Source organism: Coxiella-like endosymbiont, from assembly GCF_024730665.1.
Lineage (GTDB): Bacteria > Pseudomonadota > Gammaproteobacteria > Coxiellales > Coxiellaceae > Coxiella.
On sequence record NZ_CP084737.1, the window covers coordinates 238,194 to 255,524 of the forward strand.

Consider the following 17,331-nt stretch of genomic DNA (forward strand, 5'->3'; position numbering starts at 1 on the left):
GCAGATGCTTGGGAGCAGTCCTTGTCAATTCGTTAAGGGATTAATGACAACCGGTTGGAGGAAGTAACTCTCTTGTCAAATCGATCGATAAAGGTGTTTCCTGTGGGTGTTTTATTCTAAACGAATCAACATTGGTAGATCTTTAGGTATTTTTATGCGAAGTTATAGCATTAAAAAGAACTCTCCAACTTTATCAGCAGTTTAGTAATAGGAGAGTAAAGATGTGATTGAGAAGAGTCATGTGCTGCAAAGAATCCAGATAGAACTTAAAAAAATCTTCTTCCTAATCCTAAAAATTGAAAGTATAAGATATGCGCGCAATAAAATTAAATGATATACTACTTTTTCCGTCCTACACTAGAATGCTACATTGTTAGAATACTCCCTTGAAATCCAAAACACCGTCCCCACTTACTTTCTTATGGAAAAGAAGGCAACCTTAGAATCTTATTTTTGAGAGGAAAGAGAATGGCAACTATCGGTATTGACTTAGGCACTACAAACTCCTGCATCGCGTTGATGGAGGGCGGAAAAGTGCGTGTGATTGAAAACTCCGAAGGCTCTCGTACCACGCCGTCGATTGTCGCCTATACAAAAGATGGTGAGATATTGGTGGGGGCATCGGCAAAACGCCAAGCAGTAACCAATCCCGATAGGACTTTGTTTGCCATCAAACGATTAATCGGTCGTCGTTTTGACGACAGCATTGTGCAAAAAGATATTAAGATGGTGCCTTACAAGATTGTCAAAGCGAATAATGGTGATGCTTGGGTAGAAATCACCAGTAAGAATGGAAAAGCCGAAAAATTAGCACCTCCCCAAATTTCAGCACAAGTTTTAATAAAGATGAAAAAGACAGCTGAAGATTACCTTGGTCATGAAGTTAAAGATGCAGTGATCACTGTGCCTGCTTATTTTAATGATTCCCAACGACAAGCCACCAAAGACGCTGGCAAAATTGCGGGTCTTGACGTCAAACGGATTATCAACGAACCCACCGCGGCCGCTTTGGCCTATGGTATAGACAAGAACAAAGGTGATCGTAAAATTGCGGTTTATGATTTAGGAGGCGGTACATTCGATATTTCTATTATCGAAATTGCCGAGGTGGATGGCGAGCACCAATTTGAGGTATTAGCCACCAATGGTGATACATTCTTAGGTGGTGAAGATTTTGATTTACGCTTAATTGAATATTTAGCCAGTGAATTCAAAAAAGATGCAGGTATTGATTTACACAGCGACCCCTTAGCTCTGCAACGTCTAAAAGAGGCAGCAGAAAAAGCGAAAATTGAACTCTCTTCAAGTCAGCAAACTGATGTGAATTTGCCATACATTACGGCGGATGCTTTTGGCCCAAAACACTTAAATATCCGTGTTACCCGTACGAAACTCGAATCGCTTGTCGAAGATTTGATTGAGGGTACGATTGAGCCGTGTAAAACTGCCATTAAAGACGCGGGACTCAAGGTTTCTGAAATCGATGACGTGATTTTAGTGGGCGGCCAAACCCGTATGCCTAAAGTGCAAGAAGCTGTAAAAGATTTCTTTGGGAAGGAGGCACGCAAAGACGTAAACCCTGATGAAGCTGTTGCAATTGGCGCTGGAATTCAAGGAGCTGTTTTATCGGGACAGGTAAAAGATGTATTGTTGCTCGATGTCACACCGTTATCTTTGGGAATTGAGACTTTTGGTGGTGTGATGACAAAGCTTATCCAAAAAAACACTACGATTCCAACTAAAGCAAACCAAGTATTCTCAACGGCCGAAGATAGCCAAACAGCCGTTACTGTACACGTATTGCAAGGGGAGCGTGAAATGGCATCAGCGAATAAATCACTGGGTCGATTTGATCTCACTGATATTCCGCCAGCGCCTCGTGGTGTACCGCAAATTGAAGTGACTTTTGATATCGATGCAAATGGTATTTTACATGTGTCCGCAAAAGACAAAGCGACTGGAAAAGAACAATCGATTGTTATTAAAGCATCGAGTGGTTTGTCTGAAGAAGAAGTGCAAAAAATGGTGAAAGACGCGGAAGCGCATAAAGATGTCGATCGTCAATTCCATGACTTGGTTAATGCACGAAACCAGGCAGACGCCATGATTCACGCTACAGAAAAATCTATGAAGGATCTCGGTGGTGAAATCACTTCAGAGGAAAAGGACACCATTGTAAAGGTCATAGAGGAACTTAAAGAAGCGATGAAAGGCAATGGGAAAGAAGCTATTGAAGAAAAAATAAAGGCATTGACGGAACATTACTCGAAACTGGCTGGGCGTGTTTATGCAAAAAAAGGGGGGCCACAGCATCAGGTGTGTCTAGTTCCGAGGCTACTGCTGGAAGCGAAACTGAGGTCAAAGATGGAAAGAAAGAAGATGTCGTCGATGCGGAGTTTGAAGAAATTAAGGATGAAAAGAAAAAAGACGAAGAGAAATGACAATCCTCGTCATTCCTCCGAAAACGGAAATTCAGGATCTCTCCAGTGTCGTTAATTATTTCCATTCGATCCTAACCGCGGCGTGGAGTGACGAGCTTAAAAATCTGGAAAACGAAAATAGTCATGCCATCAAAACGCGATTACTACGAAGTCCTCAGCCTCAGCCGAAATGCGACCGAAGCTGAAGTAAAAAAGGCTTTTCGCCGTTTAGCTATGAAATACCATCCCGATCGCAATCCAGGCGATAAAAATGCTGAAATGAAATTCAAGGAAGTACGAGAGGCTTATGAAGTGCTTTCTGATTCTCGCAAGCGAACCTCCTACGATCAATTTGGCCACGCTGGCGTCGAACAACCGTTTGGTGTGGGAGGCGGCGGTGGAGGTCAGAGTAGTGGATTTGGTTTTGGAGATCTAGGCGATATTTTTGGTGATATATTTGGAGATATTTTCGGTGGTGCCCGTGGGCAATCCCAAGAGCAACGTGGAGGATCAGATCTCGCGTATGATTTAGTCCTATCGCTTGAAGAAGCCGTTCACGGTATTACTCAGACTATAAAAGTTCCTACATGGATGAAGTGTGATATCTGCAATGGTAAAGGTGCTAAAAAAGGAAGTGAGCCGGTTCGCTGTCAACGGTGTGGCGGAACAGGTCAAATGCGTATGAAACATGGTTTCTTACAAGTACAACAAACTTGTTCTATTTGTCGAGGCATAGGGCAGGTTATTAAAAATCCTTGTCTCGATTGTCAAGGACAAGGCCGCCGTCGGCAAACGAAAACCTTATCTGTTAAAATTCCCCCTGGTGTTGATTCAGGAGATCGTATTCGGTTAGCGGGCAAAGGGGAAGCAGGATTATTTGGAGGTCCTCCAGGCGATTTATATGTTCAGATCCGAGTCAAATCACATCCTATTTTTCATCGGGAAGGAAACGATTTGCATTCGGAGGTTCCGATCAGCTTTGTAACTGCTGCGCTAGGTGGCACAGTGGAGATTCCAACGCTTGATGGTACCGTTAAACTAACTATCCCTGCTGAGACGCAAACTGGAAAACAATTCCGCTTACGCGGAAGAGGTGTAAAAGCTCTTCGCATTGGCACTGTTGGCGATTTAATTTGTCACATCACCATCGAAACCCCGATAAAATTAAGCTTTGAACAAAAAGAATCGCTTAAACAATTTGAAGACCTGCTAAAAAAAGATGAAAAAAACCATAGCCCATGCACTCGCAGTTGGTTTGATAGCGTAAAAGATTTTTTTACGGCTAAATAATAAAAACGAAAGAATGATCTTCAGCTCATTATAAATTCGATCAATTTGAGTAGTCTTATTAAGTTTAGGAGAAAGTTCTGATGCCATAATATTTTCAATTTACTTTAATCGTTCCTCAGTCTAATTAATTACGCGACTTGATCTCGATAGGCCAAAATTTTTACGGAGCATATAGTCTAATGTCAAACTCCTTTTATAGGCAGGGAGAGATTTATGCCAATTAGGATGTTTGACTACTCAAAATTTTTTCTTCCCATTTTCTCCAGAATCGCTTATCCTGGGGCATATTTTATATCTTGGATTTCTAAATAAGAGGTACTTTTGCTACGATGGGTGATTTAAATCTACTCAATAAGCGAAAGCCGGCGGTTTTAGCATTAGCTGATGGCAGTTTCTTTTTTGGCAATTCTATTGGAACTGAAGGGAGCACGGTGGGAGAAGTGATCTTTAATACCACTATGACAGGTTACCAAGAAATTTTGACCGATCCCTCTTACGCAGAACAAATTGTTACTTTCACCTATCCGCATATTGGCAACGTAGGTGTTAATTCTAACGATCTAGAATCTTATAAAATTTGGGCAGCTGGCCTCATCATTCGTGAATTGTCTCCTACTGTTAGCAACTGGCGCGCAGAACAATCACTAGATGATTATTTAAAAGCAGAAAGAGTAGTGGCTATCGCTGGTGTTGATACACGACGTTTAACTCGTCTAATTCGTGAACAAGGGGCATTACATGGTTGCATCATAGTATCTGAGAAGATAGACGCTTGCGAAGCGCTTCAACGAGCGCGTGCTTATGCTGGCTTAAAAGGGAAGGATCTCTCTAAATCCGTTTCGACAATAGAAGTAAAAGCATGGATTGGGGGAACTCTGGATCTTGCCTCTACAGGAAAAGCACTACTGAAAAACCAATATCATGTGTTAGTTTATGATTATGGCTTGAAGCAGCAAATCGTGCGATTGCTTACTGATATGGGTTGCTTAGTGACTATTGTGCCTGCGCAAACCTCTGTAGAAACAGTACTTAATCTAAAACCAAATGGTGTGGTATTGTCCAACGGACCAGGAGATCCTGCGGCTTGTGGTTATGCCATCGCAACCGTCCGGCAGTTTTTAGAAAAAGAGATTCCTCTCTTAGGTATTTGTTTAGGCTTCCAATTATTGGCGTTAGCATGCGGCGGAAGAACGGAAAAAATGAAATTAGGCCATCATGGAGCGAATCATCCCGTTCAAAACACAACGAATGGTCGTATTTTTATTACCAGTCAAAATCATAGTTTTTCGCTGAATGAAATAGATTTACCAGAAATATTGCGAGTAACCTATCGCTCTTTATTTGATGGAACACTACAAGGAATTGCGCATAAAACTAAACCTGCAATTGCTTTTCAGGGGCATCCAGAAGCTAGTCCAGGACCTCAAGATATGCGGTGGATTTTTGAAGATTTTATTCAGTTGATGAAATGCCGAAAAGAACAGATATAAAAAGTATATTAATTATCGGGTCAGGTCCCATTATAATTGGACAGGCTTGTGAATTTGATTATTCAGGAACTCAGGCTTGCCGTGCCTTGCGCGAAGAAGGATATCGCGTCATTTTAGTGAATTCTAATCCAGCGACGATCATGACTGATCCAGATATTGCCGATGCTACTTATATCGAACCTGTTTATTGGGAAACAATTGCGAAAATTATCAAAAAAGAAAACCCAGATACCTTATTGCCAACTATGGGTGGACAAACCGGATTAAATTGTGCACTTGATTTGGTACGCGAGGGCATTTTGACAGAACACAATGTGGAATTAATTGGTGCTTCCCGCGAATCTATTGATAAAGCTGAAGATCGCGCCTTATTTCAAAAAGCCATGGAGAAAATTAGTTTAAAAACGCCACGATCGGGTCTTGCTCATTCGATGGAAGAGGCCTGGAAAATTTTAGGCAAGGTTGGATTTCCTGCGATTATTCGTCCTTCATTTACGTTGGGTGGAAGTGGGGGCGGCATCGCATATAATCGTGATGAATTTCTGGAAATTTGCATGCGCGGTCTAGAATTATCTCCCACGACAGAAATATTAATCGATGAATCTATTGTAGGATGGAAAGAATTTGAGTTAGAAGTCGTACGCGATAAAGAAGACAATTGCATTATTGTTTGTAGTATAGAAAATCTCGATCCCGTCGGTATTCACACGGGTGATTCCATTACAGTGGCTCCTGCTCAAACGTTGACTGACAAAGAATATCAACAAATGCGTGACGCCGCGATCGCGATCTTACGTGAAATTGGTGTAGAAACTGGTGGCTCTAACGTACAATTTGCAATTAATCCTGACGATGGTCGTTTGATTGTTATTGAAATGAACCCGCGCGTATCACGTTCGTCCGCATTAGCTTCTAAAGCTACAGGATTTCCTATTGCAAAAATAGCTGCAAAATTAGCCGTCGGATATACTTTAGATGAATTACAAAATGAAATTACTGGCGGCCGTATGCCGGCATCGTTTGAACCCACCATTGATTACGTCGTCACTAAAATTCCGCGATTCAACTTAGAAAAATTTCAACCAGCAGTGCCACGTTTAACTACACAAATGAAATCTGTCGGTGAGGTGATGGCTATTGGCCGTACTTTTCAAGAATCACTACAAAAGGCTATTCGTGGTTTAGAAATTGGGGTTTTTGGATTAGAGCCAAAAATAAGAATTGAAACTCTGGAAATTAAGGATACGCTTCGTGAACAAATTAAAAAAGAATTACGTTTTGCCGGACCCGATCGATTATGGTTTATTGCCGATGCGTTTAGAATGGGTTTTAGTGTAGACCAAGTTCATGATGATAGTAAAATCGATCGTTGGTTTTTAGTACAAATTGAAGAACTTGTCCGACTAGAAAAAATAGTATCGGGTAAATCGCTGAAAAAGTTATCTCATGATGAATTTTTTCATTTAAAACGCAAAGGATTTTCGGATAAGCGTTTAGCTCAATTATTAAAGACTACCGAAAAACAAGTGCGTCGCTATCGGCATAAATTAAAAATTCATCCTGTCTATAAACGCGTGGATACTTGCGCTGCGGAATTTGCAACTGACACTGCCTATCTTTATTCCACTTATGAAGAAGAAAATGAATGTGAACCGACCAAAAGAAATAAAATAATGGTTCTGGGAAGTGGGCCCAATCGGATTGGGCAAGGGATCGAATTTGATTATTGCTGTGTTCATGCCGCATTAGCCATGCGAGAGCTTGGCTATGAAAGCATTATGGTGAATTGTAATCCCGAAACCGTTTCGACCGACTTCGATATTTCTGATCGATTATATTTTGAGCCGTTAACTTTAGAAGATGTTTTGGAAATCGTTGCCATTGAAAAACCTAAAGGTGTTATTGTACAACTTGGCGGGCAAACACCTCTAAAATTAGCAAAAGCGTTGGCAAAGGTGCGTGTGCCTATTATTGGTACAAGTCCAGATTCTATTGATCGCGCTGAAGATCGCGAGCGTTTCCAGACTCTTATTCAACAATTAGGGCTGCAACAACCGCCCAATGGTATTGTTCGGAGTGTTGAAGAGGGGATGCGTTTGGCAAACGTTTTTGCTTATCCACTTATTGTTCGTCCTTCTTATGTTTTAGGAGGAGAGACTATGAAAGTAATTTATAGTAAAAAGAATTGGTTCGCTATATTACCAAGGATGTCATCTTTTCTAAAGACGAACCATTATTGCTAGATCGTTTTTTAGATGATGCCATTGAAGTTGATATCGATGCGATATGTGACGGTAAAGACATTCTTATTGGCGGCATCTTAGAACACATCGAACAAGCGGGTGTTCATTCCGGGGATTCTTCGTGTACTTTCCCCCGCATAGCTTAAGCCAAGAAATTCAAAATCGATTGCGAGAGCAAGTGCGCTTAGTTGCTAAAGAACTCGAGGTCGTTGGATTAATTAACGTCCAATTTGCGATTCAAGGAGATGAAATCTATATCCTTGAGGTGAATCCACGTGCCTCCCGTACCGTCCCTTTTGTTGCTAAAGCAACAGGCTTACCGTTGTCAAAAATAGCTGCGAGATGTATGGTTGGCATCTCTTTGAAGGAACAAGGTTATACGACGGAATGTATCCCCCTTATTTTGCAGTGAAAAAACCGGTTTTTCCTTTTAACAAATTTCCTGGAGTCGACCCTATTTTAGGCCCTGAAATGCGTTCAACGGGTGAAACTATGGGTATTGCTGAAAATCTAGGTCATGCTTTTGCAAAAGGGCAATTGAGTGGCGGAGATATTCTTCCTTCCAGCGGTAAAGCATTTATTAGCGTTCGTGACGCAGACAAAGGGCGTATACTCAAAGTGGCGAAAGCCTTAGTCGACCTGGGATTTGAAGTGGTATCTACACGTGGAACCACAAAAGTTTTACAGGCAGCTGGGATTCCCTGTACTCTCGTCAAGAAAGTTACTGAAGGACGTCCTAACATTCTCGACATGATTAAAAATGACCAAATTAGCTTTATCATCAATACAACTGAAGGTGAACAAGCCATAGAAGATTCTTATACCATCCGTGTCAGCGCGGTCCAACACAAAGTCTGTTATACCACTACCATGTCAGGGGGTGAGGCCACTGTTTTAGCTCTTCAAGCACAAGGTTCCAGTGATGTTTATCGACTCCAAGATTTACACCAGCGCTGCACCAAACAACCTTGACACCTTAGCTTAGTGTGATTGAGTAAGGCGGATATGAGGCCAGACAATGAAAACGATAGCTCCCATCACGATTAACGGCATTACCAAACTACGATTAGAACTTGAGCATTTAAAAATAGTAGAACGTCCGAAGATTATTATGGCTATTGCTGAAGCACGTGCCCATGGTGATCTTAAGGAAAATGCTGAATATCATGCTGCCCGTGAACGCCAATCCTTCCTCGAAGGTCGGATCATGGAAATCGAAAAAACATTAGAAAATTGTCAAGTTATTGATATATCTAAAGTCTTTAATGAAGGAAAAGTCATTTTCGGTTCAACGGTCACCTTATTGAATTTAAAAACGCAAACTCAGGTCACTTATCAAATTGTAGGAATTGATGAAGCTAATCTAAAAGAAAATAAAATCTCTGTCACTTCCCCAATAGCGCGTGCCCTGATCGGCAAATATGCTGAAGAAGTCGTTGAAGTCAATACTCCTTTAGGATCGGTAAAATATGAAATTGTGGATGTAGAATATCTTTAATGCTAGTGTAAATTCACTTAAAAAAGAAAGTATGATTATAAAAAAATAAGGCATATAAAAGTCCACGATGAAAAAAATCGAGATTTTAATTTGGTAACAGGGCATACTCACTTTACGAAACTTTTTATGAGGGATTGTACTATGACGGCAATCAATTTTAGGGAGTGAAAGCATCTTTTGAGCGGTGATCATCTGAAAAGCAAATTGCGTTTAGGATACTAAAAAAGAAAATCTAGGAACAGTTGAAAGCAGCAAAAAATAATAAATCGATACCAATAAGATGCAAACCCATTACTCATCAAAATGACATATCGTCAAGTGGGGGGTACCTTAACTTTTAAAAAGACCGCTCTCCCCTGCCCGCGCGGGCGGGGAGAGCGAAGACGTTGCTAAGGTGTCTATTAACAAAATTTATATAATTCCATTATAAAATCCAGCCCTAAAATTTTTCTATCAAACAAGTAAAATGGTAGCGAGTTTGATTGCTCAAAGTGCCAACGCCAATATGATAAGCTTGTCATCCATGTATAATCAACCCAATTTTTAACGCTTTTTTGTTGATATTTTGGTAATTTTTTGTAAAGAATCGTGAGACAAGCAACACTATCGATGCCAATGCAATCTCAAGAATAGTGGAAATAATCAAACTTGAGAGAATTTCCATGATTCCTGAGATGAAAACTATTTTTTCCATTTTATATTACAGCCTTGACTAGCTTTTTGATCAGGGTTTATGGGTTTTCCAGCAAGAAGGTTATCGAGCGCGCAGCATAAATCTTCGCCTGTTACCGGCACGTTTCGACCGGGGCTCGAAGCATCGAAACGGCCACGATAAACGCAAGCGAGATTTTTGTCGTAAATATAAAAATCAGGCGTACATGCAGCCCGGTAAGCTTTTGCAACTTCTTGAGTTTCATCAAAAAGGTAAGGAAAGGAATAACCAAGCCTTTTTGCAACCTCCTTCATTTTTTCAGGAGAATCTTCCGGATAATTTTTGATATCATTGGAATTAATAGCAATAAATTGAATGCCATCAGATTGATATTTTCTAGCAACTTCAGCTAGTTTTCGCTGAATATGCTGGACGAAAGGACAGTGATTACAAATAAACATAATCACCGTTGCTTTATCTGATTTTAATTGGTCAAGTGACATTATTTTGCCGCTCACCGCATCGGATAATTTAAACTGAGGTGCTTTTGTCTTCAAGTGAATCATTGTGGAAGGGGTTAATACCATGATTTTCTCCTTTAATTTTGTTGTTACCTTATAACTTCAACCGCTTTTAGCTGAATCAGTAATTGTTTTTTATCGATCATGTTCGATTAAATTTGCAGGGATGAGCTAAGAATCTTCTATGCACACCACCTTTAACGAAACATAATCCTGCATATTTTCCTGATTAATGCTGATAGTTGGGCAAAATCGCATTTCTGGAAACATGCTGAAGAAACTGCGCAAAGTTTTCATTCCGCTGTTTAAAATAGCCGGAGCAAATTCAATGAGCAAAAAACTATGTTGGACTCCTAATGATAATTCAGATGGAATTTTAATCGCGGGCATGGGGCATATGTATATATAAGGGATACTTATTTTTAACGCAGCAGTAATCAATTTAGAGGAAATGCCACAAATCATTGCAAAATCAGCACCCGCTATACCCGCTATATATTCGGATAATTTATTTCTTATCGTTTGAATAACACGAAGAAAAACGGATGCGCGTAACGCGATTTTAAGCGTTTTCACACTACCATCAATCAACTCTGTAGCGAGAAGCATGGCATGCTTAATGTCATTTAGTTCGATGACAGGAGCAATAGAAACGCGCGCAAGAATATCTATATCCATTTGCCATCAGATTGTAATACTTAACCGCGCATTAGCACAAGAGTAAAGGTTGCTTCTTAGTCTTATACCTGCTGACTTATCGATAGTGCGCAGGTTGCCATAGTTCTCTTCTGCCTGAGAAAGGTTATCTCAATGTAAAAGATAAACATGGTTTCAGCGTTGATTTTGAGAAAAACTCGTTATAAATATTTTTATGTCCGATAGTTATCTTTGGGCTTCTGAATAAAATGCAGAGAAATAAGATAAAAATACCTATTGCATTACATTAAATTAAAATTTAACCTAAAGACAAGATATTGCTCTGGTTCCTCTCTAAAAATGACGAAAATTTCGCCAGACGACTCGCTTACGATCGCCATTTCATGATTTCTTAATGGCAAAGAACTCAAATTTGTCGTTAAGACCCATTTGTTGAAGTGATTGTATTTATAAAAAACATTCCTTGAGTTTCTTTTTAACTAAATGGTTTTTTAGGGTGATATAATCCGGCATTCCATTTTTATATGGGGGATAAGCCTCACCCTGAATTAGGGGTTCTAGATAGGCGCGGCAAGGTTCAGTAATATTAAAACCATCATCAGAAATATAATCACGTGGCATTTTACATTCGACATTAGCGACAATTGATAATGGGACTGTGCCGATGTTCCATCGGTAATCAGGAATATTTTTTTCGCGTTGGATTGTCAGCATCACATCAGATTGCCCGGCTAGTGCATATTCCACTGCCGCTTTCCCTAACGCATAGGCCTGATCTAAATCTGTTTGCGAAGCAATATGTCGTGCAGCACGTTGCAAATAGTCGACTACAGCCCAATGGTATTTAAGATCGAGATTTTTTTTAATCAGTTTTGCTAGGATAGGGGCGACGCCACCTAATTGTTCGTGGCCAAATGCGTCATGTAAACCTGATTCAGAAATGAAATGACCATCAGGATAGCGAATCCCTTCTGAGGCCACAATGACGCAATAGCCTTGTTTATCGACGAATTCTTTGACTTTGGTTAGGAAAGCTTCCATTTGAAAAGTTACTTCAGGAAATAAGATAATATGAGGAGGATCGTTGTATTGTCGTTTTCCCAATGCTGCAGAGGCAGCAATCCAGCCCGTATGCCGACCCATGACTTCTAAAATAAAGACCTTAGTGGAGCCCGACGCCATGCCATAAACGTCAAGTGCTGCTTCTTTTGTAGAAATAGCAACATATTTAGCAACCGAACCAAAACCGGGGCAATTGTCCGTAAAAGGCAAATCGTTATCGATGGTTTTTGGGATGCCGATACAGACTATTGGATAGTTCATCATTTTACTTGATTGTGAGATTTTATGCGTTGTGTCTTGCGAATCACCTCCACCATTGTACAAAAAATAACCAATATGGTGAGTTTTAAAAACTTCAATCAGACGCTTGTACTGACGACGATCTTTATCAATGTCACTGAGTTTATAACGACAAGAACCAAATGCGCTAGAAGGGGTATGACATAAAGCAGCAATAGCTTCAGGATATTCTAAGCTCGTATCGATAAGATCTTCTTTTAAGGCACCGATAATCCCATTACGTCCAGCCAATACTTTGTTGATTCGAGGAAAATTTTTTCCAGCTGTTTGGATAACCCCACAAGCAGTAGCATTAATGACAGCCGTTGCTCCGCCTGACTGGGCATAAAAAATGTTTTTTTCGCTCATGTGTTTTATGTCCCTTAAGTTTTGGCTAAAACACGAAAGTTATTACATGGAATGAAGTTGATGTCAAAGGAAAATCCATCATATCCTATCTCCATGTCCTGTCTCCATTATCTTGAATCCTCGTTATCCCGCAGACAACTCTATAAGTCAGTGACTCTATCGGCTATTTTTCGTAAAACTCCGCTAATTATTGTTTGGTAATTTTTTTCAGGATAGAATATTCTTCTGTAATCTGCCGGGCTAATGTCTTTTACCCGATTTAGTTGCCAAAATTTTTTCTCTTTTTATGTTTTCAACTCCACATAAAAGCGATTTTAACAATCAATTAGCTTAAATGACTAGTCGCTCTCATTTCAAAAAGTGGTAGCCCGAAAAGTAGATTATTTTTACCTTGATAGCATTTAATTTTTATAAATTTTTTTCTAAATATCTGAGCGATAAGGCACCTAAACAACTTTGACTTCTATTATATCCATAATTTGAGAAACTCCCAACAAAATGAGTAGCTTGGAACAGTAAATTTGCGCATTAAAAAGTTTTTTCATTTCTTTTTCTATTATCAATCTGAAGATGGCAGAAATGGTAATATCATCAGCTACATGCTTTGCACATCACATAGTTGTCTTCGTTTCGGCTCAATCGAGTAGAATCGTGTTCATTGTGCATGTTTAGGCGATTAGTTAATACATTACTATATGAATTATATGAATTTATAGATTATTTACCACTCCAAAGATTATTGATTTTCAACCCAATTAATATGTAGGGAAAGTGACTACAATGGAGACTCAAATGAAACGATACCAAAAGCAACTGTTCAGAAGCAAGAGCTCTCCCTCAGTTAGAAAAGAACTAGTAGCAGAAAAAGAAGATAAAAAGATTGAGCAAAAATGAAGTTTTTCCTTTTTTGTAGCATTTCAGAAGGATTTTCAATTTTCTGATAGCGACTTCAAGCAATGGAAATTTCAGAAATTGATAAAATTGACATAGGACAAAAGTTGAATATCCTAGGTATCAAAATATTATACTAAGGTGAGAAAATCCAGCGACGTATGCTATTCGAAATTTTTTATAAGATTTAGAGTGTATTGAAGGACTATGCCGGTGATATTAACAAGATCCAGATAGATGTCTCAATAATCTATCTATTTGTAAGACAAGAATCTTGTTTGCATAACAAAACAAAGCGAGGTAATTTCCCTCGCTTTGTTGATTCTTTATGATAAAGAATACATTAGAAGTGAGACGAGCCTCTACCGCCACCGCCGTTGCGACCGCGGCCGCTACCGCTGCTACGACCACCGCCACCGACTGGGTTATCCCGTGCGATGTTGACTCGAATTTTACGCCCTTGCATTTCTGTTCCGTCTGCAAGTAACGCGGCTTGTGCTGCGTTTTGGTTAGCAAAAGTAACAAAAGCAAAGCCTTTAGATTTGCCCGTATCGCGATCCATAATTACTCTGGCATCTTCGATGTCGCCATATTGGCCAAAGAAGGATTGAAGGTCTTTAGCCGTCACATCGTATGACAAGCTCCCCACATAGATCTTATTTTGACTCATCGTCATTTTTCCTCAGTTGTAGAAACAAAAACGCTTTCGCAAGAATGTCAGGAACTGTCACTCGAAGAGAAAAAGGTCCGTAACGAATCCATGCTCTGCAGACAGCATTGTACGATAAAATGGGGAAAAAAATACTCTTTGGACAAAAAAGTGTGGCTTCTTTTAAGCTATTCCCTTGAACCTCTCTCTGTTTGCTTTTCATAGTACTCATGAATTCCGTGCATATTACTCTCCTTGATAAGTGACGCGGATTTTTAAAGAAAAGAGTGGATTAAAATGCGATATAATACCTGTCCATGAAGGGAATATATCTTGATAATAATGCCACTACCCCCGTTGCGCCAGAAATAGCTCTGGAGCTTTTTTCTTATTTTTCAAAATATTATGGGAATCCCTCGAGTTTACATCGATTAGGCGTTGAAGCAGAGCGGGCAGTCAGCAAGGCACGGCGCTGTTTAGGTAGGCTGTTGCGGGTAGGCGAACAGGAGATTGTTTTTACATCAGGAGGAACGGAGAGCGTTAATTTAGCAATTAAGGGAGCAGCTCAGGCAATGAAGCGATATGGAAATCACATTGTTACGTCGCCTACAGAGCATAATGCAGTTTTAGCTAGCGTGTCTTCTTTAAAGCAGTTTGGGTTTTCAGTTGATTTTGTTGAGGTGGATTCAACAGGAAAGGTTATACCTGAAGTGGTATCTGATTTAATAAAGTCGGATACAATTCTCGTCGCTATGATGCACATTAACAATGAACTAGGCACAATTAATCCTATTAATAACATTGCTCGTGCAGTAAAAGCAAAAAATAAACAGACCCTCGTTTTTTCGGATGGGGCTCAAGCCTTTGGAAAGCAGGAAATTGATCTCACTGATATCGATCTTTATTCAATCAGTGGCCATAAATTTCACGCATCCAAAGGTAGCGGGGCCTTATATATTAAAGATAAAACACCTCTGCAACCGTTGATTTCAGGTGGCGGACAGGAAAGAGGACTCCGTTCTGGCACTGAAAATGTAGAGGGTATTATTGGTTTAGCAAAAGCAGCTGAGTTGGCCTATAGCCAATTAGCTAATCTTCAGGAACATTGGCAAAAATTGAGAACCTATTTTATACGTGGATTAAAGGCACTTCCTGATGTTGTTATTAATTCGCCATATGATGCCTTGAGGAATACAATCAATGTCTCTTTCGGTTCAATTCCTTCAGAGGTAATGATGTATTCCCTTGAAGAAAAAGGTGTTTATGTTTCTGCAAGTTCAGCATGTGGTAGTACGAAACGAAAACCAAGCCATGTCCTAAAGGCGGTTGGATTACCGGCTAAACGTATTCAATCGGCTATTCGGTTCAGTTTTTCACGATATAATACCGATGAAGAAATTAGGTATACATTAAAGTGTCTCAATGAAATACTCGATAATTTAAAAACAATTATAAGATGAAAAAAGTTATTCTTATTAAATATGGTGAAATTGCACTTAAAGGAAGAAATCGCCATCAGTTTGAATCATTGATAGTGGAAAATATTCGTCTTGCAACTGGTGAAAATACAATAGCTGTTGAAAAACAACGTGGTCGATTTTATCTACATTTAACTGAAGAAAAACAAGTTTTTCATTATAGCAAAGCGTTGAAGCGGGTTTTTGGTATTGTAGGATTTGCTGTAGCTGATCGTCTGACGTTGCATACTAATCTCGAGGCAGTTGAGAAAGCAGTTTTGCAACGTATTGAAATATTAGGATTAAATTCACTAAGCTTTCGAGTTGATGCACGGCGTGCTTCAAAATTATTTCCATTGGACTCAATGGAAATAAACAAAAAAATAGGTGCGATAGTGCTTTCCCGTTTTCCTCATTGGAAAATTAATTTAAATAATCCTGAGTTGTCACTTTTTATTGAAGTGCGAGATGAAGGAATATTTATTTATAGCAGTGAGGATTATGGAAAAGGGCCTGGTGGGTTACCAGTTGGTATAGGAGGAGGTGGCTTGTTGTTATTGTCAGGTGGTATTGATAGCCCGGTGGCAGGATGGACGTTATTAAAACGGGGTATGGCTATCGATGCTATTTATTTTCATAGTTTCCCTTACACAGGAGAAAAAGCAAAGGAGAAGGTAATTGATCTCGCTCAGATTTTGACGCGCTGGAAGTTGCGGGCTATTCATTTGTATGTTCCTTATTTTACTCATGTACAAGAAACTATTAATAAAAATTGTCCTGAATCAACATGGACTATTCTTCATCGGCGTTTTATGATGCGCGTTGCTGAAAAAGTTGCAAAATCCTCGTATCATGCGTTAATAACAGGAGAAAATTTAGGGCAAGTAGCAAGCCAAACTATTCAAAATATTTCGATTATTAATAAGGTGACTGATTTACCGATTTTACGTCCTTTAATCAGTTTTGATAAGCAAGAAATTATTAAAATAGCTCAGAAAATAGGGACGTTTCGTATTTCTAATCGACCTTATCAGGACTGTTGTACATTATTTGCGCCTAAAAATCCAGAAACAAAAGCGAAGGAAAGAGAAATCCTTAAAATAGAAGAAAAATTGCCCTCTGATGCTCTCATTAGCGAGACATTAAAGAAGATGAGAATCATTCGCATTGATCAATGAGATTGTGAGGTAGCTTTTCTATGAACATAACCTCCCCACAGGCGGTTTTGCTTTTACACGTGGAAGAGCAAAACCGCAGTAGGAACGACACCTAACTGACTTTTTTGGTCAATCATTTTTTATTTGATCTTACCACTTTGTTATAGGTGAATCACTATACCTCTCCTATAATTTTGTAGGAAAAGTGTTCCTTTTTACTAATCAATTTTTAAATTTTTATTCCTCAATCTCTATTTTTTTCGAAGTGCTCATAGTCGCTTTGGGAACGGTGATTTCCAGAACGCCATATTTGCTTTTTGCTTTGATATGTTCTGGATCTACCGATTCAGGTAGACTGAACCACCGCATAAATGAACCTTTGGTTCGTTCTACACGTAAATAATTTTCATCTTTTTCTTCGGCTTTTGTCTCTTTTTCGCCTTTAATGGTTAAGACATTATTTTCCATCGAAACTTCGATTTCTTTTGGATCTACGCCGGGGACATCGGCACAAATAAGATAATGAGAACCTTTATCTTTGATATCGATACTAGGAGACCACTCGCTGGGGAAGGTATCCCACAATTCACTTTCAGTTGCCCATCCGAAAGGCTCAAATAAACGATTGATATCCTGTTGTAAATGACCTAAAAGGCTACTGCGAGGTTGTTTTTGGATGATTTTAGTCATTTTTAT

At 39.5% G+C, this 17,331-nt stretch carries 10 protein-coding genes and 2 pseudogenes; 7 read left to right on the forward strand and 5 right to left on the reverse strand.

Features of this window, described 5'->3' with window-relative positions; translation table 11 throughout:
• The first annotated feature begins 468 nt into the window (after positions 1-468).
• The 5 genes and pseudogenes from dnaK to greA all read left to right on the forward strand — a co-directional run bounded on the left by dnaK (position 469) and on the right by greA (position 8,941).
• Positions 469-2,441, forward strand: a pseudogene (dnaK, locus tag LG660_RS01020) (molecular chaperone DnaK).
• 123 nt (positions 2,442-2,564) lie between these two features.
• The gene (gene dnaJ / locus LG660_RS01025) at positions 2,565-3,710 is read left to right on the forward strand and encodes a molecular chaperone DnaJ (protein WP_258267697.1); all 1,146 of its coding nucleotides are present in this window, start codon (positions 2,565-2,567) and stop codon (positions 3,708-3,710) included.
• Between the two features lie 329 nt (positions 3,711-4,039).
• Positions 4,040-5,200, forward strand: coding sequence for a glutamine-hydrolyzing carbamoyl-phosphate synthase small subunit (carA, locus tag LG660_RS01030; RefSeq protein ID WP_258267534.1), 1,161 nt, complete (start codon positions 4,040-4,042; stop codon positions 5,198-5,200).
• Positions 5,179-8,415, forward strand: a pseudogene (carB, locus tag LG660_RS01035) (carbamoyl-phosphate synthase large subunit). The gene carA and the pseudogene carB overlap by 22 nt, the downstream one beginning before the upstream one ends.
• 46 nt (positions 8,416-8,461) lie before the next feature.
• On the forward strand, positions 8,462-8,941 hold the full coding sequence (gene greA, locus LG660_RS01040; RefSeq protein WP_258267535.1) for a transcription elongation factor GreA: 480 nt from the start codon (positions 8,462-8,464) through the stop codon (positions 8,939-8,941).
• A gap of 681 nt (positions 8,942-9,622) precedes the next feature.
• Here greA and LG660_RS01045 read toward each other — a convergent pair.
• From LG660_RS01045 to LG660_RS01060, 4 genes are all read right to left on the reverse strand, one after another.
• Positions 9,623-10,180, reverse strand: a complete 558-nt coding sequence (locus tag LG660_RS01045; RefSeq protein WP_258267536.1) for a thioredoxin family protein — start codon at positions 10,178-10,180, stop codon at positions 9,623-9,625.
• A 105-nt stretch (positions 10,181-10,285) separates the two neighbouring features.
• Positions 10,286-10,792 carry a beta/alpha barrel domain-containing protein gene (locus LG660_RS01050; RefSeq protein WP_258267537.1) on the reverse strand — a complete coding sequence of 169 codons (507 nt, stop codon included), beginning with the start codon at positions 10,790-10,792 and terminating at the stop codon, positions 10,286-10,288.
• Positions 10,793-11,218: 426 nt separating this feature from the next.
• Positions 11,219-12,481 (reverse strand): 6-phosphofructokinase, encoded by a 1,263-nt coding sequence (locus LG660_RS01055; protein WP_258267538.1) that lies wholly within the window; start codon positions 12,479-12,481, stop codon positions 11,219-11,221.
• 1,234 nt (positions 12,482-13,715) lie between these two features.
• Positions 13,716-14,000 carry an RNA-binding protein gene (locus LG660_RS01060; protein WP_373566694.1) on the reverse strand — a complete coding sequence of 95 codons (285 nt, stop codon included), beginning with the start codon at positions 13,998-14,000 and terminating at the stop codon, positions 13,716-13,718.
• 338 nt (positions 14,001-14,338) lie between these two features.
• Between LG660_RS01060 and LG660_RS01065 the strand changes: the two genes are divergently transcribed.
• Positions 14,339-15,481: a cysteine desulfurase family protein gene (locus LG660_RS01065; protein WP_258267540.1), complete on the forward strand. Its 1,143-nt coding sequence runs from the start codon at positions 14,339-14,341 to the stop codon at positions 15,479-15,481.
• Positions 15,478-16,656, forward strand: coding sequence for a tRNA uracil 4-sulfurtransferase ThiI (gene thiI / locus LG660_RS01070; protein ID WP_258267541.1), 1,179 nt, complete (start codon positions 15,478-15,480; stop codon positions 16,654-16,656). The genes LG660_RS01065 and thiI overlap by 4 nt, the downstream gene beginning before the upstream one ends.
• Before the next feature lie 216 nt (positions 16,657-16,872).
• Here the strand turns inward: thiI and LG660_RS01075 are convergent, their stop codons facing one another.
• On the reverse strand, positions 16,873-17,325 hold the full coding sequence (locus LG660_RS01075; RefSeq protein WP_258267542.1) for an Hsp20/alpha crystallin family protein: 453 nt from the start codon (positions 17,323-17,325) through the stop codon (positions 16,873-16,875).
• Positions 17,326-17,331 lie beyond the last annotated feature (6 nt).

Excerpts from the sequence above, each read along its gene's own strand:
- dnaJ (WP_258267697.1), top strand. The coding sequence starts at position 2,565 with ATGCCATCAAAACGCGATTACTACGAAGTCCTCAGCCTCAGCCGAAAT.
- carA (WP_258267534.1), top strand. The coding sequence starts at position 4,040 with ATGGGTGATTTAAATCTACTCAATAAGCGAAAGCCGGCGGTTTTAGCA.
- greA (WP_258267535.1), top strand. The coding sequence starts at position 8,462 with ATGAAAACGATAGCTCCCATCACGATTAACGGCATTACCAAACTACGA.
- LG660_RS01045 (WP_258267536.1), bottom strand. The coding sequence starts at position 10,180 with ATGGTATTAACCCCTTCCACAATGATTCACTTGAAGACAAAAGCACCT.
- LG660_RS01050 (WP_258267537.1), bottom strand. The coding sequence starts at position 10,792 with ATGGATATAGATATTCTTGCGCGCGTTTCTATTGCTCCTGTCATCGAA.
- LG660_RS01055 (WP_258267538.1), bottom strand. The coding sequence starts at position 12,481 with ATGAGCGAAAAAAACATTTTTTATGCCCAGTCAGGCGGAGCAACGGCT.
- LG660_RS01065 (WP_258267540.1), top strand. The coding sequence starts at position 14,339 with ATGAAGGGAATATATCTTGATAATAATGCCACTACCCCCGTTGCGCCA.
- thiI (WP_258267541.1), top strand. The coding sequence starts at position 15,478 with ATGAAAAAAGTTATTCTTATTAAATATGGTGAAATTGCACTTAAAGGA.
- LG660_RS01075 (WP_258267542.1), bottom strand. The coding sequence starts at position 17,325 with ATGACTAAAATCATCCAAAAACAACCTCGCAGTAGCCTTTTAGGTCAT.